Annotated in this window: 16 protein-coding genes; 7 read left to right on the top strand and 9 right to left on the bottom strand. The window is 70.6% G+C overall.

All coding sequences use genetic code 11. From position 1 onward, the window contains the following. Positions 1-648 precede the first annotated feature (648 nt). Positions 649-2,559 (bottom strand): penicillin-binding transpeptidase domain-containing protein, encoded by a 1,911-nt coding sequence (locus Aco03nite_RS11220; protein WP_203794970.1) that lies wholly within the window; start codon positions 2,557-2,559, stop codon positions 649-651. Between the two features lie 248 nt (positions 2,560-2,807). Here Aco03nite_RS11220 and Aco03nite_RS11215 point away from each other — a divergent pair, with 248 nt between their 5' ends. Beyond that, complete coding sequence (locus tag Aco03nite_RS11215; RefSeq protein ID WP_239145068.1) at positions 2,808-7,655, top strand: NAD-glutamate dehydrogenase; 4,848 nt, start codon at positions 2,808-2,810, stop codon at positions 7,653-7,655. Between the two features lie 615 nt (positions 7,656-8,270). Here Aco03nite_RS11215 and Aco03nite_RS11210 read toward each other — a convergent pair. Then, the gene (locus tag Aco03nite_RS11210) at positions 8,271-9,791 is read right to left on the bottom strand and encodes a glycoside hydrolase family 3 N-terminal domain-containing protein (RefSeq protein WP_203794968.1); all 1,521 of its coding nucleotides are present in this window, start codon (positions 9,789-9,791) and stop codon (positions 8,271-8,273) included. Positions 9,792-9,995: 204 nt separating this feature from the next. Between Aco03nite_RS11210 and Aco03nite_RS11205 the strand changes: the two genes are divergently transcribed. The 3 genes from Aco03nite_RS11205 to Aco03nite_RS11195 are packed head-to-tail and all read left to right on the top strand — an operon-like array spanning position 9,996 to position 12,940. Next, positions 9,996-11,174: an ROK family transcriptional regulator gene (locus tag Aco03nite_RS11205; RefSeq protein ID WP_203794967.1), complete on the top strand. Its 1,179-nt coding sequence runs from the start codon at positions 9,996-9,998 to the stop codon at positions 11,172-11,174. 48 nt (positions 11,175-11,222) lie between these two features. Next, complete coding sequence (locus Aco03nite_RS11200; RefSeq protein WP_203794966.1) at positions 11,223-12,050, top strand: ABC transporter ATP-binding protein; 828 nt, start codon at positions 11,223-11,225, stop codon at positions 12,048-12,050. Beyond that, positions 12,050-12,940, top strand: a complete 891-nt coding sequence (locus Aco03nite_RS11195; protein ID WP_203794965.1) for a ribokinase — start codon at positions 12,050-12,052, stop codon at positions 12,938-12,940. Before Aco03nite_RS11200 ends, Aco03nite_RS11195 begins: the two co-directional genes overlap by 1 nt. A gap of 15 nt (positions 12,941-12,955) precedes the next feature. Here the strand turns inward: Aco03nite_RS11195 and Aco03nite_RS11190 are convergent, their stop codons facing one another. The 4 genes from Aco03nite_RS11190 to Aco03nite_RS11175 are packed head-to-tail and all read right to left on the bottom strand — an operon-like array spanning position 12,956 to position 15,265. Beyond that, positions 12,956-13,846 carry a methyl-accepting chemotaxis protein gene (locus Aco03nite_RS11190; protein ID WP_203794964.1) on the bottom strand — a complete coding sequence of 297 codons (891 nt, stop codon included), beginning with the start codon at positions 13,844-13,846 and terminating at the stop codon, positions 12,956-12,958. A gap of 6 nt (positions 13,847-13,852) precedes the next feature. Then, positions 13,853-14,398 carry a PAS domain-containing protein gene (locus Aco03nite_RS11185; protein WP_203794963.1) on the bottom strand — a complete coding sequence of 182 codons (546 nt, stop codon included), beginning with the start codon at positions 14,396-14,398 and terminating at the stop codon, positions 13,853-13,855. 55 nt (positions 14,399-14,453) lie between these two features. Continuing rightward, positions 14,454-14,807: a DoxX family protein gene (locus tag Aco03nite_RS11180; protein ID WP_203794961.1), complete on the bottom strand. Its 354-nt coding sequence runs from the start codon at positions 14,805-14,807 to the stop codon at positions 14,454-14,456. Then, the gene (locus Aco03nite_RS11175) at positions 14,804-15,265 is read right to left on the bottom strand and encodes a DUF6232 family protein (RefSeq protein ID WP_203794959.1); all 462 of its coding nucleotides are present in this window, start codon (positions 15,263-15,265) and stop codon (positions 14,804-14,806) included. Before Aco03nite_RS11175 ends, Aco03nite_RS11180 begins: the two co-directional genes overlap by 4 nt. Before the next feature lie 220 nt (positions 15,266-15,485). On the opposite strand from Aco03nite_RS11175, the gene Aco03nite_RS52810 reads away from it, so the two are divergent. Continuing rightward, positions 15,486-17,636, top strand: coding sequence for an Hsp70 family protein (locus tag Aco03nite_RS52810; RefSeq protein WP_239145066.1), 2,151 nt, complete (start codon positions 15,486-15,488; stop codon positions 17,634-17,636). 101 nt (positions 17,637-17,737) lie between these two features. Here Aco03nite_RS52810 and Aco03nite_RS11165 read toward each other — a convergent pair whose 3' ends face one another. The 3 genes from Aco03nite_RS11165 to Aco03nite_RS11155 all read right to left on the bottom strand — a co-directional run bounded on the left by Aco03nite_RS11165 (position 17,738) and on the right by Aco03nite_RS11155 (position 19,061). After that, positions 17,738-18,160: a PLDc N-terminal domain-containing protein gene (locus tag Aco03nite_RS11165; RefSeq protein ID WP_203794957.1), complete on the bottom strand. Its 423-nt coding sequence runs from the start codon at positions 18,158-18,160 to the stop codon at positions 17,738-17,740. Between the two features lie 38 nt (positions 18,161-18,198). Beyond that, positions 18,199-18,552 carry a DUF202 domain-containing protein gene (locus Aco03nite_RS11160; protein ID WP_203794955.1) on the bottom strand — a complete coding sequence of 118 codons (354 nt, stop codon included), beginning with the start codon at positions 18,550-18,552 and terminating at the stop codon, positions 18,199-18,201. A 134-nt stretch (positions 18,553-18,686) separates the two neighbouring features. Further along, on the bottom strand, positions 18,687-19,061 hold the full coding sequence (locus Aco03nite_RS11155) for a YidH family protein (protein WP_203794953.1): 375 nt from the start codon (positions 19,059-19,061) through the stop codon (positions 18,687-18,689). Between the two features lie 409 nt (positions 19,062-19,470). Between Aco03nite_RS11155 and Aco03nite_RS11150 the strand changes: the two genes are divergently transcribed. Beyond that, complete coding sequence (locus Aco03nite_RS11150) at positions 19,471-20,247, top strand: electron transfer flavoprotein subunit beta/FixA family protein (RefSeq protein WP_203794951.1); 777 nt, start codon at positions 19,471-19,473, stop codon at positions 20,245-20,247. Between the two features lie 17 nt (positions 20,248-20,264). Next, positions 20,265-21,197 (top strand): electron transfer flavoprotein subunit alpha/FixB family protein, encoded by a 933-nt coding sequence (locus tag Aco03nite_RS11145; RefSeq protein WP_203794949.1) that lies wholly within the window; start codon positions 20,265-20,267, stop codon positions 21,195-21,197. The last annotated feature ends 464 nt before the right edge of the window (positions 21,198-21,661 follow it).

Here is a 21,661-nt window from a genome sequence, read left to right as displayed (position 1 = left end):
CTGGGGATGTGAGGGCTGGGGAGAAGCCCGAGCCGGTGGTGGAGCATCCTGTCCCGGTGAACCGTCTGCCGGAACCGGATCGGGGTGGCAACGAGGTCCGCTTGTTGTCGCGGCCGTTGGGTTCGAACCCGCTGCTCGACTCGGAACCGCTACCTGCCACCCGTCCCGGAATGCTGCGCCCACGCCCGCCGGTGGACCCGCCCGCGGCAAGCAGCTACCCGCCAGCCGCAGGCTCCGGCCCATTCGGCGGCTTCTCACCCGGCGCAGCCTGAAAGCCCCGAGCCACCACCACCCAGCGCCTCAGTAACGATTCGCGGCGATGACCCTCGCCGATGCCACCCAGCCCAGGGTGCCACCCAGCCCGGGTCGACATCCGAGTCCAGGGTGGCGCCCACTCCGGTGTGCCGCCCGGTCTGAGGGTGGCATCCGGTCCCGGTATGGCGTCCGGTCCGGGTGTGGCGTCCGGTCCGGGTCGACGGTCGGTGCGGGGTCATCCGCCCACCCGGAATCCCGCACCTCACCCCCGGATTCCCGCAGCTCAGGAACCATCCAAGGTTTTGGGGCGGCGGTGGCCCACGGAGGGATCAAGCCTGACCGCCCGGAGTGGGCCACCGCCGCCCCAAAACCGCCCCCACCAGGGGGCAGCGACTACTTGTTGAGCCCGGTAAGGAACCGCTTGGCGATGGGAACCGCGGCTTCCGCCCCTGCCCCACCCTTCTGAACCATGACAGCAAAGGCGACATCGTCCTGGTACCCGATGAACCAGGAGTGGGTGTCCTCAGACCCCGTCTGGAACTCAGCGGTACCGGTCTTCCCGAACACAGGCTTACCGGGAACACTCTTCAAAGCAGTTCCGGTACCCCCGGTGACCACTTCCCGCATCATCGCCCGCAGAGCGGTCAACGCTTCCTGGTCGAGCTGAGCCCCCGCGGTCCCGGGATTGGCGGGCGCAGGTTCGAGGACCAGCTTCGGCGGCTGGTACTGGCCTTTGGCGACGGATGCCGTGGCGACGGCCATGGCGAGCGGGCTCACCACGGTGCTGCCCTGTCCGAAGACGGCGGAGGCGAGTTCGGTGGAGGTGCCGCCGTCGGAGACCTGTCCGGCGTTGGATTCGAGGCCGAGGTCCCAGGGGGCGCCGATGCCGAGTGCGGTGGAGGCCTCCTGCAGCCCCGCGGCGGTGAGCTTGGGCGCCAGGTTGGCGAACGCCGTGTTGCAGGATTTTGCGAAGTCGACGTGGAACGCGACCTTGCCGAGCGCCTGATCGTGCGAGTTCTTGAATTCACGACCGTCGACGTTGACCGTTTTCGGACAGTCGACGACGGTGTCGGCGGTAACGGCGTCACGGGCGAGTAGTCCGTACGCGGAAATCATCTTGTAGGTCGACCCGGGTGGAACCTGGCCGGTGAACGCGGTGTTGACCCCGCCCGCGTCGGGCCCGTTGGCGGCGGCCAGCACGGCACCGTCGCTGACCCGGACGGCGACCAGCGAGCTGGGCTGTTTCTCCGCGGTCAGGGCGGCGTCGGCGGCGGTCTGCACCGCGGTGTCGATGGTCACCTTGATCGCCTTGCCGGCGACCGGTTCGGAGGTGAACAGCTTGGTGTCCTCGGTGGCTCCGTCGGCCGCCTCCCGGGCGATCACCACCGAGAGTCCCGGGGTGCCGCGGAGCGTGGCCTCGTACTTCTGCTGCAGCCCGCCGTGCCCGGTCACGTCACCGATGGCCAGCGCCCCTTCGGAGTTGCCGATGTCCTCCTCGGTGGCGGCGTCGACGGTGCCGAGCACGGCGCGGGCGAATTCCCGGGTGGGCGCGAGCTGCCGGGTCTCCTCGCGGAAGACGGTGCCGGCGAGTGGCCGTACGTCCGCCCTGATCTTGTCGTAGACCGCGCGGCGGAGAGTGACCAGATCGAGGAAGGCGCCCGGATCGGCCTTGCTCACCCGATCCTTGAGATCGCCCATGTCGACGTCCACCTCGACCTTGGCGAACGCCTTGGCCAGGTCGGTCTGGAGTTTCGCGACGTCCTTGATTTTCTCCGGGCTGACCCCGATGGTCACCACCTTCTGCGGCGAGACCAGCGGCTTGTCCGCACCGTCGACGACGGCGGCGCGCTCGGCGGCGACCCGGCGCAGCCGCAGCTTCTCGCCGGCCGCCAGGTCGGGCTGGACCAGGGCGGGTTCCCAGACGACCTGCCAGCCGTCGGTGTTGGCCTTGGTGGAGCGCACGGTGCTCGGATAGCTCCACTCGACGTTGCCGGGCAGCGTCCATTTCACCGTGATCGGCGTGGTGGCGTTGTCCCCGTTCTCCTTGGTGTCCCCGGCGGTGCTGACCGCGAGGGGCCGCCCGGTGAGGTCGCCGTAGAGCTCACGGATCTGGGTGGAGACGTCGGCGGCGGCGATCTTCCCACCGGCCGCTGTCACGAACCCGACCGCGTTCAGGTCGCCGCCGGTGGTCCAGCCTTTCAGGAAGGCGTCGACGGTGTCCCCGGGTGGTTCCGTGGAGCAGCCGGCCAATCCCCCCGTGGTGAGCAGGAGCAGGGCGGCCAGGCCGGCCGTGGTGCGGCGCATGCGGTTCCCTTCGAACGGGTGGGAGGTCGGCTAGGACGCACGGTAATGGGTACATGCCCGTCGTGGGTGGCCCGTCCTGGGTGATACCGCCTGAACGACCACTGGCACACCCTGGGTGTGAACGGTCCTGGGGTGGTAGTTCTAGGCTGTGCTCGACATGTTCGAGCCCACAGTGCCGTGGGTGAGGGGAGCGCCGGACCATGGCTGTCGCCGATGAAGCAGCGACCGATTCTGATCAGACTGCGTTAATGCAGCCCGAGCGACTCGTCGACGAGGGTGAGATCGACGACGAGGTGCCGAACGCCGAGCGGCTGGTGGCCCAGGCGGTCGACCGCGCGGGTGACGACCACACCACCGCGTCGCTGGTGGGCCGCTTCTGGCGGTTCGCACCCGACGAGGAGTTGGTCGGCTACACGCCGGACGAGATGTTCGCCGCCGCGGTGGAGCACCGCGAGCTGGCCCGGGACCGGTTGCCCGGCGAGCTGAAACTGGCCATCACCGAGCCCACCGGCCCGCAGTCGCACAGCGTGCTGCGGATCGTCACCGACGACATGCCGTTCCTGGTCGACTCGGTGATAGCGCTGCTGACCGCGCACAACCTCCAGGCCCACCTGATGGTGCATCCGCTGATCGTGGTGCGCCGGGAGCCGCTCGGCGCGCTCGCCCAGCTGGAGCCGGAGGTGGAGCCGGACGACGCCATCGACGGCGACCTGGTGGAGAGCTGGATCCGGATCGAGATCGACCCGGTGCGCCGGCCGGAGGCCCGTGAGCAGCTGCTCAACGAGGTGCGCCGGGTGCTCACCGACGTGCGCGACGCGGTCGAGGACTGGCCGAAGATGCGGCAGCGCGCGGTGGACATCGCCGACGAGCTGTCCGGCACCACGCTGCCGGTCCCGGACAAGGACGTCACCGACTCGATCGAGCTGCTCCGGTGGCTGGCCGACGACCACTTCACCTTCCTCGGTTACCGGGAGTACCGGCTGGACGCCGAGGGGCTGCTGACCGCGTCCCCGGGCAGCGGGCTGGGGATACTGCGTGGCGCCGGGAAGCCGCGGCGGCTGGCCGCCGAGATGGCCCCCGAGGTGTACGAGCGGGCCATGGAACAGCGGCTCCTGATGATCACCAAGGCGAACTCGCGGGCCACCGTGCACCGGTCGGCATATCTGGACTACATCGGCGTGAAGTCGTTCGACGACGCCGGCAACGTGGTCGGTGAGCGCCGCTTCCTGGGCCTGTTCTCCAGCTCCGCCTACCGCACCAGTGTCCGGGAGCTGCCGGTGGTCCGGCGCAAGGTGCAGGAGGTGATGGACCGGTCCGGTCTGTCGCCCCGTGGCCACTCCGGCAAGGACCTGCTGCAGATCCTGGAGACGTACCCGCGCGACGAGCTTTTCCAGATCAAGACCGATGATCTGTACGAGGCGGTCATCGGCGTACTGCGGATGGCGGGTCGTCGGCAGTTGCGTCTGTTCCTGCGCCGGGACGGGTACGGCCGGTTCATCAGCTGCCTGATCTACCTGCCCCGGGACAGGTTCACCACCGGCAACCGGCTGCGCATGCAGGAGATCCTGCTGCGCGAGCTGAACGGGGTCGGTGTCGACTACACCACCCGGGTCACCGAGCGGCTGCTGGCGCGGGTGCACTTCATCGTGCGCACCGACCCGGCCGCGCCGCCCGGTCAGCTGGACCCGAACGCGCTGGCCGAGCTGCTGGCCGACGCGACCCGGATGTGGGACGACGACTTCTCCCTGGTGCTGGAGCGCAAGCTCGGTGACGAGCAGGCCCGGCGCCTGTTCCTGCGCTATTCGGCGGCACTGCCGGACAGCTACAAGAACACCCATACGCCGTACGAGGGCATGCAGGACCTGGCCAAGCTGGAGCTGCTGGACGAGGCCGGCCAGCTGTCCATGCACCTGTTCCGTCGCCGCCGGCTGGGGCAGGACGGCACCCCCGAGCCGGACGAGCGTGACGTCCGGTTCAAGGTCTACCGGTACGGCGAGCCGATGATGCTCTCCGCCGTCCTGCCGGTGCTGCACTCGCTGGGTGTGCGGGTCACCGACGAGCGGCCGTACGAGATCCGCCGCGACGACGGGGTCATCTACCTGTACGACTTCGGCCTGCTGCCGCCGACCGGCCACCGCGAGCTGGCCGAGGTGCGCCCGCAGGTGGAGAACGCGTTCGCCGCGGCGTGGCGGGGCGAGGCCGAGGTGGACGGCTTCAACGAGCTGGTCCTGCTGGCCGGCCTGACCTGGCGTCAGGTGGTGGTGCTGCGCGCCTACGCGAAGTACCTGCGGCAGACCGGCAACGTCTTCTCCCAGCGCTACCTGGAGTCGACGTTCACCACCTACCCGGAGATCGCCCGCCTGCTGGTGCGTCTCTTCGAGACCCGGTTCTCGCCGGCTCTGGAGGTGGGCGAGGCCGAGCGTGCCCGGCGGTCCGCCGAGGTCCGTGACGAGATCACCGGCCTGCTCGACCAGGTGGACAGCCTGGACCAGGACCGGATCCTGCGCTCCTACCTGACCCTGATCGAGGCGACGCTGCGGACCAGCTTCTTCCAGCGGGGCCCGGAGGGCCGGCCGAAGTCGTACGTGGCCTTCAAGCTGGACCCGCAGGCGATCCCGGACCTGCCGCAGCCCCGGCCCAAGTTCGAGATCTTCGTCTACTCGCCGCGCTTCGAGGGTGTGCACCTGCGGTTCGGTGCGGTGGCCCGCGGTGGCCTGCGCTGGTCGGACCGGCGCGAGGACTTCCGGACCGAGGTGCTCGGCCTGGTCAAGGCGCAGATGGTGAAGAACTCGGTGATCGTGCCGGTCGGCGCCAAGGGCGGCTTCGTGCTCAAGCAGAAACCGGGCGACCGGGACGAGGCGGTCGAGTGCTACAAGCGCTTCATCACCGCCCTGCTCGACGTCACCGACAACATCCAGAGCGGCAAGATCGTGCCGCCGCCCGAGGTGGTCCGGCACGACGGCGACGACCCCTATCTCGTGGTCGCCGCGGACAAGGGCACCGCCACTTTCAGTGACATCGCCAACGAGATCTCGGTCGGCAAAGAGTTCTGGATGGGCGACGCGTTCGCCAGCGGCGGCTCGGCCGGCTACGACCACAAGAAGATGGGCATCACCGCCCGTGGCGCCTGGGAGTCGGTCAAGAAACACTTCCGGGACCTGGGCGTGGACACCCAGACGCAGGACTTCACCGTGGTCGGCGTCGGCGACATGTCCGGCGACGTCTTCGGCAACGGCATGCTGCTCTCCCGGCACATCCGGCTGATCGCCGCCTTCGACCACCGCCACGTCTTCCTCGATCCCGACCCCGATTCAGCTATTTCGTACGAGGAACGAAAGCGGCTGTTCGACCTGCCCCGGTCCTCCTGGGACGACTACGACAAGGCCCTGATCAGCGAGGGCGGCGGCGTCTACCCCCGGTCCGCGAAGTCGATCCCGGTCAGCCCGCAGGTCCGGGAGGCGCTCGGTCTCGGCGAGGCGGCCGTGATCAGCCCCGGCGACCTGATGCGGGCCATCCTGCTCGCGCCGGTCGACCTGTTCTTCAACGGCGGCATCGGGACGTACGTGAAGGCCGCCTCGGAATCCCACGCCGAAGTCGGTGACAAGGGCAACGACGCGATCCGGGTGAACGGCGCCGACCTGCGGGTCAAGGTGGTCGGCGAGGGCGGCAACCTGGGGCTCACCCAGCGTGGCCGGATCGAGTTCGCCCGGGCCGACGGCCGGGTGTTCACCGACTTCATCGACAACTCGGCAGGTGTCGACTGCTCGGACCACGAGGTCAACATCAAGATCCTGCTCGGCGGCGCGGTCGTCGACGGGGAGATGACCCTGCCCGAGCGGGACGAGATGCTCGCCATGATGACCGACGAGGTCGGCGACATGGTGCTGCGCGACAACTACGAGCAGGCCATGGCGCTCGGCAACGCCCGCGCGCAAGCCCACTCGCTGCTGCCGGTGCACCGGCGGATGCTCAAGGCGCTGGAGGAGCGCGGCGAACTCAACCGGGAACTCGAGGCGCTGCCCACCGACAAGGAACTCGCCGTCCGGCACGAGAACGGGGAAGGCCTCTCGGCTCCGGAGTTCGCTGTTCTGCTGGCGTACGTCAAGATCAGTTTGGAACGTGAGGTCCTCGCCGACGTCCTGGTCGACGAACCCTGGACCACCGGCGTACTCACGCAGTATTTCCCGTCGCCGCTGCGCGAGCGCTTCGCCGGCCGGATGGCCGGACACCGGTTGCGGCGGGAGATCATCTCCACGTCGCTGGTCAACGAGATCGTCAATCGCGGCGGTACGTCGTTCGTGCACCGTGCCATGGAGGAGAGCGGGGCGTCGGCCGCCGACATCATCCGCGCCTACGTGGTGATCCGGGACGTCTACGGCCTCGAACAGGTCTGGGCCGCCGGTGAGGCGCTCGACAACCAGGTGCCGACCGCCGCGCAGACCCTGGTCTTCCTGGAGACCCGGCGGCTGCTCGACCGGGCCGTCCGCTGGCTGGTCAGCACCCGGCGCTCGCCGATCGACGTGGCCGGTGAGACCGCCCGCCTGCGGGCCGGCATCTCCGAACTGCTGCCCCGGCTGCCCGAGGTGATGGTCGGCGCCGAACGCCGGGCCCTCACCGAACGCGCCGACGAACTCACCGGCAAGGGCGTCCCCGAAGAGCTGGCCGGCGTGGTCAGCAGGGTGTTCTACGGCTTCGGACTGCTCGACATCCTGGAGACCGCCACCGCTGCGGGCCGGGACGCGAGCGAGGTCGCCCAGGTCTACTTCGTGCTGTCCGCGCGGTTCGGGGTCGACGTGCTGCTGTCGCATATCTCCCGGCTGCCCCGCGGCGACCGCTGGCAGACCCTGGCCCGGATGGCGCTGCGGTACGACCTGTACGCGGCGCTGGCCGGCCTCACCGCCGAGGTCCTCCAGTCGACACCGGCCACCGAGACCCCCGAGAACCGGGTCTCCGAATGGGAACAGGTCAACGCGGCGTCGATCGCCCGCGCCTCCAACGCGATGGGCAACGTGGAGGACTCGCCTGCCGAACTGGCGGCGCTGTCGGTGCTGCTCCGCCAGATCCGAACCCTGGTCAAAACCTCGGCGGCGGCCTGACGATCACCTCGAACGAACCTATTCCCCGAACGAACCTTTTGCAGGGCGAACGTTTTACAGGACGAACGTTTTTGCAGGATGAACGTTTTTATAGGACGAGCCGCCCGGCACCGTTTGGTGCCGGGCGGCTCGTTTTTGTTCCCGTCGAAGTGTGGACCGGTCCGGCACGCTGCTCCCGAAGTCGTGCCGGCCCGGCCCACCGATCACACCGCGAAACCGCAACCGGTCCCGAGTCGATCTCGCGGCGTTCCCCAGATCCACCTTCTGGTGATCACGCTAGGTGACCTCAGGGACCGGGCGGAAGCGGAGAGTGCCCGGACTGCCCGTTCGGTTGGCCCGTTTCAGGCGAAAGTACTACCCATATCCGGACAAGTAATGACATAAAGCAAATGCTAAGTAACGCTGCGTGATGCCGACGGCAGTGACACCAGGGCAAGGTCGGCGGTGCGCAAGCCGCGCAATCAGGTCATCACGGTTCGGGCCGCGATGCGCGTCACGCGGTGAGGCCAAGAACTTCATGGGCCGCACTTCGGGCGGTGAGGGGCGAGGCTTCGTGGGCTGCGCTTTGCGCGGTCAGGGGTGTGGCTCTGTGGGCTGTGCTTCGGGCGGCGAAGGCTAAGGCTTTGTGGGCTGTGTTTCGTGGGTGGTGAGGTTCAGGGCCTCGGCTGCGGCGCGGCCGCTGGCGAGGCTGGCGCCGTGCGTGACGATGAAGGCTTCGGCTGCGGCCGGGCGCCATGATGACGGCCAGCCCATCTCCACGACCCCGACCGGCCGGGTCGTGGCCAGGTCCTCGATCAGTTTCCGCGCCGCGGGGGAGTTGTGGATCCGTCGGCCGACCAGCACGATCGGCCGTTCCCCGGCATGTGCGGCCAGCTCCGGCGCGCTGGTCTCGTCCGCCACGACTTCGATCTCCTCAGCGGTGGCGAGATGTGGCCCGAGACCCCACGGCACCTTGCCCGCCGCGATGGACCATCCCGCGACCAGCCGCATCACCAGCGGATCCCGCAGTCGCCCCACCACCCCTTCCACGGTCATCCCACGCCGCGCGGCAGACATCCCGAGCGCAAGGTCAGGCCGGTGAGAGGCGCTGGATGCCGCGCTTTCCGTGGTGGGGGTGGCCCAGGCGGCCAAGGCCGCGTTGCGGGTGGCGGCCTCCTCCAACCGGTGCACGGAGAGGCGGCCGTCAGTGGTGGCCAGGGCGATCTCGGCGGCTATGGCTTCCACCAACGGCAGGTCCACCGCGGCGCCGATGCACAGAAGGTCGGCCCCGGCCGACAAAGCGGCCACCGCGGCCAACGGGATGCCGCCGGCCACCGTGGCCTGCGGGATGCCACTGGCGAATGCGGTCGCGCCTCGCATCTCCAAGGCGTCGGTGATGATGGCGCCCTGGAAGCCGAGTTCGTCGCGTAGCAGGCCGGTCAGGGCGGCTCGGCTGAAGGTGGCCGGGCCGGTGCCGGTCAGCGACGGGACGCGGATGTGGGCGGTCATCACCGCTCGGACCCCGGCCTCGACGGCTGCCGCGAACGGTGGCAGGTCCCGGGTGCGGAGCACGTCCAGGGACGCGTCCACGGTGGGTAGTTCCAGGTGGGAGTCCTTGACTGTCGCGCCGTGGCCCGGGAAGTGTTTGGCGCAGGCGGCTACCCCTCGGGACTGCAGGCCCCGCACGGCGGCCGCGGTGTGCCGGGCCACCAGGGCCGGGCCGGCGCCGAACGCGCGGGTGCCGATCACCGGATTGGTGGACTCGGTGTTGACGTCCACCGTCGGTGCCAGGTTCAGGTTCACGCCGGTGGCGGCCAGGTCGGCGGCGATCGCGGCGTACACCCGGCGGGTCAGATCGGGGTCGCCGGCCGCGCCCAGGGCGGCGTTTCCGGGGTAGGGGCTGCCGGTCCGGTGACCGAGCCGGGTGACGTCACCGCCTTCCTCGTCGATGGCGATCAGCGTGTCCGGGCGTACCGACCGGAGTTGGCCTGTCAGTTTCGCCACCTGCTCGGGGCCGGTGATGTTGCCGCCGAAGAGGGTGTGGCCGGCCAGCCCGTCGGCGAGCAGGTCGCCGGCCCAGTCCGGCGCGGTGGTGCCGGGGAAGGCGGCCAGCAGGGTGCGCAGGGCCAGCCGGCGCAGGCCGGGATCGTCGACCATGGTGACCTTCCAGGGGCTGCGACGGGCGGGCCGTGGACGAACAGGCGACGCAACTATGGCCGGGAACGGAGCGGAACTGCCATGATCGCTCGGAGTCGATAGGCACTTACGGGCCTGGCACCATTGCCTACCGTTACGCTGCGGCTGCGTGTCGTGCGTCGGCACAGTTCTGAGAAAGACTCTTTGATATTAGGGGACTACGTTATGGCCGCGACTCGCCTCCCGGGCACGCCCCGGTTGCTGCGCGCTCTCAACGACCGCGCCGCGCTGGATCTGCTGCTCACCCGAGGTCCGTTGACCCGGGCTCAACTCGGCGAGATGACCGGCCTCAGCAAAGTCACCGCGTCCCAGCTGGTCGAGCGGCTGGAGGAGCGGGGCCTGGTCCGACGGGTGGGTGAGCAGGCCGGTGGCCGCGGGCCGAACGCGCAGCTCTACGCGGTCACCCCGGGCAGCGCCCACGTGATCGGTGTGGAGGTCGGGCCGGAGGGTGTGGTCGCCGCCTGCGCCGACATCACCGGCACGGTGGTCAGCCGGGTCGAGCAGAGCATCAAGGACACCGACGACCCGGTCGGCGTGGTCCACAACGCGGTCGTGCAGGCCGCCGGTGAGGCCGGCGCCGACATGTCCTCGGTGCGCCGGGTGGTCCTCGGCACCCCGGGTCTGGTCGACCCGCAGTCCGGGGAGATCTCGTTCGCCCACGACCTGCCCCGCTGGCACCGTGGCCTGCTCGCCGACCTGCGCCGCGACCTGAACATCCCGGTCTTCTTCGGCAACGACGTGAACATGGCGGCGGTCGCCGAGTCGAGCGGTGGCGCGGCCGTCGGGGTGACCGATTTCGCCCTGGTCTGGATCGGTCGTGGTGTCGGTCTGGCCACGGTCATCGCCGGCCGGCTGCACCAGGGCGCGACAGGTGCCGCGGGTGAGATCGGTTACCTGCCGGTGGCCGGCGCCGAGGTGCCGCACAACGCCTCCCGGCGCGGGGTGAAGGGCGCTTTCCAGGCCATCGCCGGCGCCGACGCGGTGATGGCGATCGGCAAGCAGTTCGGGTTCCGGGGTGCGGAGGCCGCCGACGTGGTGCGCGCCGCGGTCGCGGCCGGCCCGGCCGGTGAGCCGGTCCTCGACGAGCTGGCCCGCCGGCTGGCTCTCGGTGTCGCGGCCACCTGCGCGGTGCTGGACCCGCCGCTGGTGGTCCTGGCCGGCGAGGTGAGCCGGGCCGGTGGCGCCGCGCTGGCCGACCGGGTGGAGCGCGAGGTGGCGGCGATCACCCTGGGCTCGCCGAAGGTGGTGGTCACCGAGGTGACCGCCGAACCGGTGCTGCACGGAGCGCTGCGCAGCGCCCTGGACGCGGTCCGTGACGAGGTCTTCGGCTCGACCACGGATTAGGTGACCGAGGGCACCGGCACGCCGTCCGGGCCGTGCGGCCGGACATGATTGGATGGACGCGTGCTGGAGGCTGCCGTATCCAATCCGCCCGACGACGACACCGTGATCGCCTTCGACGGGGTGAACGTGGTCCGGGGTGGAAACTTCCTGATCCGCGACCTGTCCTGGCAGGTCGAGCTGGACGAGCGGTGGGTGGTGCTGGGCCCCAACGGCGCCGGCAAGACCACCCTGCTCAACCTGGCGTCCGCCCGTCTGCACCCGACCCGGGGCACGGCGTGGGTGCTGGGTGAGAAACTCGGCCGGACCGATGTCAACGAGCTGCGCACCCGGGTGGGCATCACCACCGGCCGGTTCGCCGACCAGGTGCCGCCCGGGGAGAAGGTGCTCGACGTCGTCGTCACCGCCGCGTGGTCGGTGGTCGGGCGCTGGCGCGAGTCCTACGACCCGCAGGACGAGGCCCGGGCCCGTGCGCTGCTGGACCAGCTGGGCATCGCGGCCTTCGCCGACCGTGAGTTCGGCACCCTGTCCGAGGGGGAGCGCAAGCGCACCCAGATCGCCCGGGCGCTGATGACCGACCCCGAGCTGATGCTGCTCGACGAGCCGACCGCGGGTCTCGACCTGGGCGGCCGGGAGACGCTGATCGGCCATCTCACCGAGCTGGCGCTGGACCCGGACGCCCCGGCGATGGTGCTGGTCACCCACCACGTGGAGGAGATCCCGCCGGGCTTCACCCACGCGCTGCTGCTGCGCGAGGGCACGATCGTCGCCGGTGGTCTGCTCGGCGAGGTGCTGACCGCGGAGAACCTGACGAAGACCTTCGGTGTGCCGCTGGTCATCGACCGGGTCGGCGACCGGTACACGGCTCGGGCCGGCTGATGACCACCGTCGTCGTCGCCGGGAGCGCCAACATGGACCTGGTCGGGCTGGCGCCGAGCCTGCCCCGGCCGGGTGAGACGGTGCTCGGCGACGACTTCGTGATGATGCCCGGTGGCAAGGGGTCCAACCAGGCCATCGCCGCCGCCCTCGCGGGCGCCGCGACGACGTTCCTCGGTGCCATCGGGTCGGATGCCTTCGGGGTGTCCCTCAACGCGCGGTTGGCGGCCTCGGGCGTCTCCGTCGATCTGGTACGGACGTCGTACGGCTCCTCGGGCGTGGCCGTGATCATGGTGGACCGGGCCGGGGAGAACTCGATCCTGGTCAGTCCCGGCGCGAACCGCACGTTCACCGACCTGACCGGGCCGGAGACCGCGGCGATCGCCGCCGCCGACGTGCTGCTCTGCCAGCAGGAGATCCCGATGCCCACGGTGCTGGCCGCGCTGCGGGCCGGCCGGGCCGCCGGGACGCGGACGATCCTGAACGCCGCGCCGGTCCGTGACCTGCCGCCCGGTCTGCTGGACGAGGTGGACCTGCTGGTGGTCAACGAGACCGAGGCGCGGGGCATCACCGGCCGGGCCGAGCCGGACGTGCAGTCCCTGTTGGAGCTGGTGCCGCGGGTGGTGCTGACACTCGGCGGCGGGGGTTCCCGGTTCGCCGACCGGGACGGCACCGACGTGCACGTGCCCGCCTTCGTGGTCGACGTCGCGGACACCACGGCGGCCGGTGACGCGTTCACCGGGGCGCTGGCGGTGGCCTGGGGCGAGGGCCGGGACCTGCCGGACGCGGTGCGCTGGGCGAACGCGGCCGGTGCCGCCTGTGTCCGCCGGGTCGGCGCCAGCAGCGCCCTGCCCGAGCGGGCCGCGATCGAGGCCCTCTACCAGGAGTCCTAGGCGCGGGCCGGGGGCCTAGGCGCGGGCCGCGGTCAGGAAGCGCTGGACCTCGACACGCAGCACCTCGGCCAGTTCGGAGAGCCCGGTGGTCTCGTGCACCGTGTCGCCGTCGACGGCTGCCGCGATGCCGTCGATCAGGCCGCTCATCTCCCGGATCCGGTCGGTGACCGCCTTCAGCACCCGGACCGCGTCCTCGGAGGCGAGCTGCACCGCGTCGACCTGGTCGATGATCTCGCCGCTGGACTCACCGGTCTCGTTGGCGAGGGTCTTGACCTCGTTGGCGACCACACTGAACCCGCGCCCGGCGGCGCCGGCCCGGGCCGCTTCGATGGAGGCGTTCAGGGACAGCAGCTGGGTCTGCATGGCCACCCGGTTGATCAGGTCGACGGCGTGCCGGATCTGCCCGGAGGAGCGGCGCAGTTCGGTGACCGTCTCCAGGCCGCGTTCGGCGTCCCCGACCGCGGACCGGGCGAACCCGGCCAGCCCGTTGGCCGAGCGGCCCATCTCCCCGGCGGCGGCGGCGATCTTCTCGGAGAGGGCGAGCACCGCGCTCTCCAGCTGGTCGGCGAACGCGATCCGGGATTCGGCGGCGGAGGCGATCTGTTCGGCGTTGTGGCTCATCGCGTCGCCGGACCGGCTGATCTCCTCGGCGGCCCGCCGGTACGCCCCGCCCATGCCACCGGCGAGGAACCGCCGGTAGAAGTGCCCGGCCGCACCGGCCGCCGACGCGGCACCGGCCTCCCGGACGAACGCGTCGGTCCGGTCCAGCAGGTCGTTGACCGCCGAGCGGACCTCGGTCTCGGCCTTCGACTCGCCCAGGTACGGCACCCGCGCCTCGAGGTTGCCCGCGGCAGCCTGCCGGCACGTGTCCGCGATCGCGTAGAGAGCCTCGTCGTTCTCGCCCATGATTGATTACCTCGTGCGCCCGTTGGTGGACAGATCCCAGACCAGTTCGTCGTACGTCCGCCCGCGCTCCTCCAGGACCCGCTGCAGCGTGGCGTATCCGGCGGCGACGGCCTCCTGCGCCCGGTCGTGGCGGCGCTCCGCGGCCCGCAGCACCCCGTACAGCTCGTCGGCCGCGGCGATCGCCGACCGGGACGGCACCCGGCGGTTGGAGTGGTAGCCGACGACCCGCCCGCTGTCGTCGAAGGAGGGCGTGACGTGTGCGAAGACCCAGTAGTGCGCTCCGTCGGCGGCCAGGTTCACCACGTACGCGAAAATCTCCCGTCGCTCTTTGAGGGTGTCCCACAGGAGCTTGAAGACGGCGCGGGGCATGTCCGGGTGCCGGATGAGGTTGTGCGGCTGCCCGATCGCCTCCTCCTCGTCGAGGGCGGAGATGCGCAGGAACACATCGTTGGCGTAGGTGAGAATGCCGCGGGTGTCGGTCTTGGTGACGATCAGCTCGCCGTCACTGAACTTGCGTTCCTGACCTGTCGGGCGTACCTGAGTGGTCTTCATGATGGTTTTGATTCTGTGGCTTGAACTGGCCCTGAGGTGGCGTTTTCGGCGACTCTCAGCGAGTGGCCCGCAACGCCCACACGATCAGCGGCGCCTGCAGCGGCAACCGTCCGAAGGCGACCGCGCGCCGCACCGGCGACGCGTGCCGGGAGTCCATCGCCATCTTGACGTTCGCCGGGAAGACCGCCACGAACAGCGCCGCCGCGGCCAGCCCACCGGCCCGCCGGGTGCGCGGATGGGCGACCGCCGCGGCCACCGCCAGCTCGGCCGCGCCGCTCAGATAGGTCCAGGTGCGCGGCGACCCGGGCAGCGACCGCGGAACGATGCCGTCGAACGGACGGGGTGCCGCGAAGTGCAGCACCCCCATGCCGCCGAGCAGCGCGGCGAGCCCCGCCGCGTCCCGCCTCACCGGCGCACCGCCGGCTCCAGAGCACGCTCCAGAGCGCGATAGACACGGCCGAACCGCTGCGCGTTGTTGGTACGCATCAGCAGCACGTCGCCACTGCGCACCCGCCCCCAGATCTCCAGGGTGCGGCTGCCGTGGTCGTAGGACAGATCCATCCGCTCCAGCAGCAGGTCGGCCACCGGCACGACGGCCACCCCGATCAGGATGCCGCCGACCACCACGGCCGCCGCGGTCCCGAGCGAGAGGTCCAGCACCAGTGCCGTCAGCACGGCCAGCGCGCCGACCAGAAGCGGTAACAGAATGGTCAGGCCGAGAGCACCCCGCCAGGCGATGACACCCCAGGACCGGGTGCCCTTGGTGTGCCAGACCTGGATCAACTCGGGCAGCCGGAACTCCCGGCCGTTCATCCTGACTCCGGACGATGTGATCAGCACTTCCGGATCCCGGTAGTACGTGGTCATTTCTTCCTCCCCAGGGGGCCCAATGTATCGGGTACCCGTCGGGGGCCGACGGCCAAACGGGCATCACGGGGAGCCGCCGATCCGGTTGGAGATCATCTCCGTCGGATGATCGACAGTGACGGGACCCACGGATCGGTTCACCTGCGGATGGAGAATCGCCGTCGCGAATATGCCTGACGGGATGGACCGGTTGCGGGCGGTCATTGCCTAGACTGCGGTCATGTCCATCGACCAGGGTGGTCCGAAGCGGTACGCCCTCGGCGTCGACTTCGGCACCTCCAACACCGTCGCGGTGGCGCGATGGCCGGACGGCCGGGCCCGGCCGATCCTGGTCGACGGTTCCCCGCTGCTGCCGTCCGCCGTCTTCGCCGACTCCGACGGCACCCTGCTCGTCGGGCGCGACGCCGTGCACAGCGCCCGCCTCGAGCCGGCCCGTTTCGAACCCAACCCGAAACGCCGGGTCGACGACGGCCTGATCCTGCTCGGTGAGCGCGAGTTCGAGATCGTCGAGGTGATCTCGGCGGTGCTGGCCCGGGTCGCCGAGGAGTGGCACCGCGCCGTCGGGCCGTACCGTCCGGACGTCACCCTCACCTGCCCGGCCGCCTGGGGCGCCACCCGCCGCACACTGCTGGCCGAGGCCGCCGCCCGCGCCGGGCTGGAGGGCGCCCGCCTGGTCGCCGAGCCGGTCGCGGCCGCCACCTACTTCGCCGAGGTCCTCGGGCGGGACGTGCCGATCGGCTCGGTCGTCGTGGTGCACGACTTCGGGGCCGGCACCTTCGACGCCAGCGTGGTCGCGCGTACGTCGTCCGGCTTCGAGGTCCTCGCCGTCGACGGCCGGGACGACCTCGGCGGCCTCGACGTGGACGCCGCCATCGTCGAGCACCTGCGCACCGACGACTGGGCCCGCCTGATGACCCCGGCCACCGTCGAGGAGCGCCGCGCCCGCCGGCAGCTCTGGGACGACGTGCGGATCGCCAAGGAACGACTGTCCCGCGCCCAGTCCGCCGACTTCGTGGTGCCGCTGCTCGACGTGGAGGCGCATCTCACCCGGGAGGAACTGGAGACGGTCGCCCGGCCGGTGCTGGAGCAGACCGTCCAGGTCACCCAGACCATCCTGCGCTGGGCCGATCTGCCGGACGGGCGGCTGGCCGGGGTCTTCCTGGTCGGCGGCGCCAGCCGGATCCCGCTGGTGGCGACGCTGCTGCACCGGGCGCTGGGCGACCCGCCGGTGGTCATCGAACAGCCCGAGCTGGTGGTGGCCGAGGGCAGCATCCTGGCCGGGGCTGCGCTGCTGACCACCGAGCCGGCGGCGCCCGGGCCCACTGAGGAGATGCGGCTGCCGTCCAAGTACCTGCCGGCCCGCGCCTCGGCTGACGTGTCGCCGGTGGCGGTCGTCACCGCTGAGCGGCCCACCGTCATCGGGCCCCGGCCCATCGACGACCGGCCGGCCGCCCAGATCGACTCCGACGACCGGGCCACCGTTCTCGCCTCCCGCGCCGAGCTGGGCCTGGCGGAGGGTGCGGACCACGGTTTTTCGGGGCTGGAGGATCGGCCCACCGTGATCGGGGGCCGGCCGGCCACCACGCCGGTGCGGGTCGTCCCGTCCGAGCAGGGGCCGGAGGCCGAGCGGATCTCCGGCGCGCTGAACCCGGTGGACGCATCGAACCCGGCGGGGGCATCGAGCCCGGTAGAGGCGCCGGACGAGGTCGCCGCGGCCCGGGCAGCCGAGCCCGCCGCGCTCCCGAAACGGCAGCCGAACTCGCCGAACCTGCCGAAACGACAGTCGCACCCGGAGAATCTTCCGCCAGGGCCGGAAAGCTTGGAGTATCCGGAGCGGGAGAAGGCGAAGCCGGACGACGACACCCCGTCGCATCTGCGCCCGCCGGTTGACCCGTGGCCGGACGCCGTCGACAACTGGCGGCCCGACCCGGAGGCGACCGTCGCCACCAGCCCGTCCGGTATCGCCAACAATCCCACCGAGTACGACAACCGGGGTTCCACGGCACCGGTGCGGCAATCAGGGCCACCGCCCCGCCAGACGCGGCCCGCCTCGCCGGTGGTCGCGCACGCCCGTCCGGTGTCGCCCGCGGTGGGTTCGGCCCGCCCGGTCTCACCGCCGGCCCGTGCGGTGGTCACGCCGTCACAGCCGGCCTCGTCCCACCAGGTCATGCCGGAGCCGGCCAGGGTTCGCCGTCCCAGACGCCGGGGCCGGTTGCGCCGGGCGATCCAGATCCTGCTCAGCATCGTGGTGATGATCACGGTGCCGATCGCGGCCCTGGTGCTGGCCTACGGCTACGGCAACGCGGAGCCGATCGAGCAGGACGCGATCAACGTCTTCCAGGACATCCTGGAGCTGATCGGCCTGGCCTGACCATGCCGGGCCGGGGTTGAGCCGGGTTGAGCTTGCCAGGCTCGGCTGGGTTGAGCAGGCCGGGCCGGGTCGAGCAGGCCGGGCTGATCCGGCCGGCCGGGTCAGGGGCGATCCTGCTGTTCGTCCCGGGTCTCCTCGGAACGGCGCTTGTCACGCCGTGGTTCCTCCGGGCGGGGTTCCTCGTGCCGTGGTTCGCCGGGTTGGTGTTCCTCGGGTCTGCGCATCTCGCGCTCCCAGTGATCGAGCAGCTCGCGATCACGGCGGGACTGCGCGGAGTCCATCGAGCGCAGGAACTCCGGATCGTCGTCGGGCGACGCCGGGCGCCGGGACGGGCGGTGTGCGCGGCTGACCGGCCGGCCCGTGAGGAACCAGGCGATCGGGCCGGCGATCGGGATCAGCAGGATCAGCAGAATCCACGCGAACCGGGGCATGTTTCGGACACGCTCGGCCGACAGACTGCTGATGAGGGCCAGAATCAGCAGCACCAGGGCTACCGCGGCCGCGAAGATGAACAACCGGACCATGCCGCAATGATGCCTCCCATCAGCCGGGACGGCGACGATCAGAGCATGACAACCCATCCGCCGAGGACCGCCATAGCCGTGATGACCAGCGCATAGGCCCGAATAGACCGAGGTGAGGTCGCCGGGAACCGGGATCGCAGCCCCCGTGCGCGGTGCAGGGCGAGCGCCACCATCGTCGCCCAGCCGGCCATCGCGGCGGCCGCGACCAGGAACTCCGCCGCGCCGGCGCCGGGTGTGAAGGCCGGTCGCGCGAGCAGCAGACCCACCGCGGCCGCGGACAGCCCGGTGCGGCGCCAGGCCAGCCGGGTCCGCTCCGGCGAGGCGCCCGGATCCCGGCCGAGCTGAGCACAGGCCCCGGGATCACGGTGATGCTCGTCGCAGGGTCCGGTCACGAGAAGTCGCAGACGCCGGTCACGAGAAGTTCCGGACGCCGGTCACGAGAGGTTCCAGGGGCCGGTCATGAGAGGTTCCGGACGCCGGTCGTGAGAGGTTCCAGGGGCCGGTCATGAGAAATCGGGAACGGGCATCAGAAGACCTGGATCAGGACCGCGATCATGATGGCCACCGCGCCCACCGCCACCGCGACCGCGAGCACCGCCGGGAACCGGGACCGCGGCAGATCGGTGCCCAGCCGCATGGCCCGCTCGGTGCGCACCCAGTGGTCCACCGCCCGCAACGCGACAAGCGCGCCGAGCACCAGGAGCAGGAGCGCGATGATCTCCCGCAGGTGCGCGACAGGCAGCGGCGGCAGGAACTGGGCGCAGGCCAGACCGCCGGCGATCAGGGCCAGCCCGGTGCGGATCCAGGCGAGGAAGGTCCGCTCGTTGGCCAGCGAGAACCGGTAGTCCGGGGTGGTCCCGGCCTGTGATGGGTCGAACCATTCCCTCAACGCACCGGCCACGTTGCCGATTATTGACCTATCGGGTCAAGAAGGTCGTGCCAGAGACTGCGGACTTCGTCACTCACGCACGCTTCCCGGGGGCGTCCGCAGTGGCACCACGGCGAGTCCGGGCCGGCGCGACCATGGGACTGCGGGGTCGATTCCGTGGGGCGTGAGGGAATATGGGTCGTGGATGGGTGCATGCCCTCCACGAAAGAGACGTTTTGACCGGACATGTCGGGACACCTCCTCTTCGCCCACTGTAGCGATCGAGATCGTCATGCGGGTGAGGTGTGTCACTCTGGGTGGCCGGCAACAGTGAAGCTACTGGCGGGTAACCTGGCTGACATGTTCGCCGACCGGCATCGTTCCGGCCGAGGACACGGTCGACCGCAACGGTGCGTTCATACAGGAGGGTCGTAGTAGCACGATGAACATCGTCGTACTGGTCAAGCAGGTACCCGACTCCGGTGCCGAGCGCACCCTGAGCGCTGACTACTCGGTCGACCGCGCGTCGGCGAGCAACGTCATCAACGAGATGGACGAGTACGCCATCGAGGAAGCGCTGAAGATCAAAGAGGCGCACGGCGGCGAGGTGACCGTCCTGACCGTCGGTCCCGGCGGCGCCACCGACTCGATCCGCAAGGCCCTGTCGATGGGCCCGGACAAGGCCGTCCACGTGCAGGACGACGCTCTGCACGGTTCCTGCGCGGTCGCCACCTCCAAGGTGCTGGCCGCCGCGCTCCGCCCGCTGAACGCGGATCTGATCCTCAGCGGCGCCGAGTCCACCGACGGCCGCGTCCAGGTCGTCCCGCACATGCTGGCCGAGCTGCTCGGTGTGGCCGCCCTCACCGGCGCCCGCAAGCTGACCGTCGACGGCTCGCAGCTGACCGTCGAGCGGCAGACCGACGAGGGCTACGAGGTCGTCACGGCCGCCACCCCGGCGATCGTCAGCGTCTGGGACACCATCAACGAGCCGCGGTACCCGTCCTTCAAGGGCATCATGGCCGCCAAGAAGAAGCCGGTGCAGAGCCTCGCCCTCGGCGACCTCGGCATCGAGGCCGGCGACGTCGGTTTCGCCGGCGCCACCAGCCAGGTGATCGAGTTCACCAAGCGCCCGGCACGGTCCGGCGGCGCCAAGGTCGTCGACGAGGGCAACGGCGGCGAGCAGCTCGTCTCGTACCTCGCCACCGAGAAGTTCGTCTGAGTCCGAGGGGATTGAAAATGGCTGAGGTACTGGTCGTCGTCGAGGCCGGCGTCAAGAAGGTCACCCTCGAGATGCTCACGATCGCCCGTGGTCTCGGGTCGGTCTCCGCGGTGGTGTTCGGCGACGCCGACACCGCCAAGCTCGGCGAGTTCGGCGCCGAGAAGATCTACACCGCGTCCGGTGCGGACGTCGACGGCTACCTGGTCGCCCCCAAGGCGACAGTGGTCGCCGAGCTGGCCAAGCGGGTGCAGCCCGCGGCGATCCTGCTCGCCTCCACCCAGGAGGGCAAGGAGATCGCCGGCCGTCTGGCGATCAAGCTGGACAACGGCCTGCTCACCGACGCGGTCGCGGTGGACGCCGACGGCACCGCCACGCAGGCGGTCTTCGCCGGCTCGGCGATCGTCAAGTCCAAGGTCACCAAGGGCCTGCCGATCGTCACCATCCGCCCCAACTCGGTCACCCCGTCGCCGTCCGCGGCGACGCCGGCGGTCGAGGAGCTGACCGTCGCGGTGTCCGACCAGGACAAGCTGACCAAGGTGGTCGAGCGGGTCGTCGAGCAGAAGGGCTCCCGCCCCGAGCTCACCGAGGCCGGCATCGTCGTCTCCGGCGGCCGCGGCGTGGGCAACGCCGACAACTTCAAACTGGTCGAGGAGCTGGCCGACCTGCTCGGCGGTGCCGTGGGCGCCTCCCGCGCGGCAGTCGACAGCGGCTACTACCCGCACCAGTTCCAGGTCGGCCAGACCGGCAAGACGGTGTCCCCGCAGCTCTACGTGGCCCTCGGCATCTCCGGCGCGATCCAGCACCGGGCCGGCATGCAGACCTCGAAGACCATCGTCGCCGTCAACAAGGACGCCGAGGCCCCCATCTTCGAACTGGCCGACTTCGGCGTGGTCGGCGACCTCTTCAAGGTGGTCCCGCAGGCCGCCGACGAGATCCGCAAGCGCAAGTAGCACCGGAAACAGGCGCAAGCAACACCAGAACAGCGATCAGGTAGCGGCCCGGCGGTCTTCCGCCGGGCCACTTCTTTTTCTTGTACGCCAGACACCTCCCACAACCGCACCACCCGGTCCCGCCCCGTCCCGCAAGGCAGGCGCCCCTCCAGACCGCCCCGCGACCGCCGGGCGTATGCGGTGCCAAGCGGCACTCCGTGCCACAACCCCTGACGATCGCGCGTGGTGGTCGACACAGTTCCGCGTGGTCGGGGTGGCGGTTGATAAAGGCCCGCGCGGTTGTGTGGCAGTTGCCGCGAACCTTCACGGTCGCGTGTGGCGGCTGCCGCGAACCCACACGCCTGCCGTGGTCTGCGTATTTGCGCGGAGAGTGGCTGCCGGCCCCACGCCCGCGTGCGCCGACCGGGTTCCGCGCCGCGTGCGCCGGACCGAGCCGCGCGGCGCGTGCGCCGGACCGAGCCGCG

Source organism: Actinoplanes couchii, assembly GCF_016862075.1.
In the GTDB taxonomy this organism is placed as follows: domain Bacteria; phylum Actinomycetota; class Actinomycetes; order Mycobacteriales; family Micromonosporaceae; genus Actinoplanes; species Actinoplanes couchii.
The sequence above is the reverse complement of the archived record's forward strand: the minus strand, read 5'-3'. Positions and strand labels throughout refer to the sequence as shown.

Bases quoted from the DNA above. Each gene is read 5' to 3' on its own strand.
- Aco03nite_RS11220 (WP_203794970.1), bottom strand. From the start codon at position 2,559: ATGCGCCGCACCACGGCCGGCCTGGCCGCCCTGCTCCTGCTCACCACG.
- Aco03nite_RS11215 (WP_239145068.1), top strand. From the start codon at position 2,808: ATGCAGCCCGAGCGACTCGTCGACGAGGGTGAGATCGACGACGAGGTG.
- Aco03nite_RS11210 (WP_203794968.1), bottom strand. From the start codon at position 9,791: ATGGTCGACGATCCCGGCCTGCGCCGGCTGGCCCTGCGCACCCTGCTG.
- Aco03nite_RS11205 (WP_203794967.1), top strand. From the start codon at position 9,996: ATGGCCGCGACTCGCCTCCCGGGCACGCCCCGGTTGCTGCGCGCTCTC.
- Aco03nite_RS11195 (WP_203794965.1), top strand. From the start codon at position 12,050: ATGACCACCGTCGTCGTCGCCGGGAGCGCCAACATGGACCTGGTCGGG.
- Aco03nite_RS11190 (WP_203794964.1), bottom strand. From the start codon at position 13,846: ATGGGCGAGAACGACGAGGCTCTCTACGCGATCGCGGACACGTGCCGG.
- Aco03nite_RS11185 (WP_203794963.1), bottom strand. From the start codon at position 14,398: ATGAAGACCACTCAGGTACGCCCGACAGGTCAGGAACGCAAGTTCAGT.
- Aco03nite_RS11175 (WP_203794959.1), bottom strand. From the start codon at position 15,265: ATGACCACGTACTACCGGGATCCGGAAGTGCTGATCACATCGTCCGGA.
- Aco03nite_RS52810 (WP_239145066.1), top strand. From the start codon at position 15,486: ATGTCCATCGACCAGGGTGGTCCGAAGCGGTACGCCCTCGGCGTCGAC.
- Aco03nite_RS11165 (WP_203794957.1), bottom strand. From the start codon at position 18,160: ATGGTCCGGTTGTTCATCTTCGCGGCCGCGGTAGCCCTGGTGCTGCTG.
- Aco03nite_RS11150 (WP_203794951.1), top strand. From the start codon at position 19,471: ATGAACATCGTCGTACTGGTCAAGCAGGTACCCGACTCCGGTGCCGAG.
- Aco03nite_RS11145 (WP_203794949.1), top strand. From the start codon at position 20,265: ATGGCTGAGGTACTGGTCGTCGTCGAGGCCGGCGTCAAGAAGGTCACC.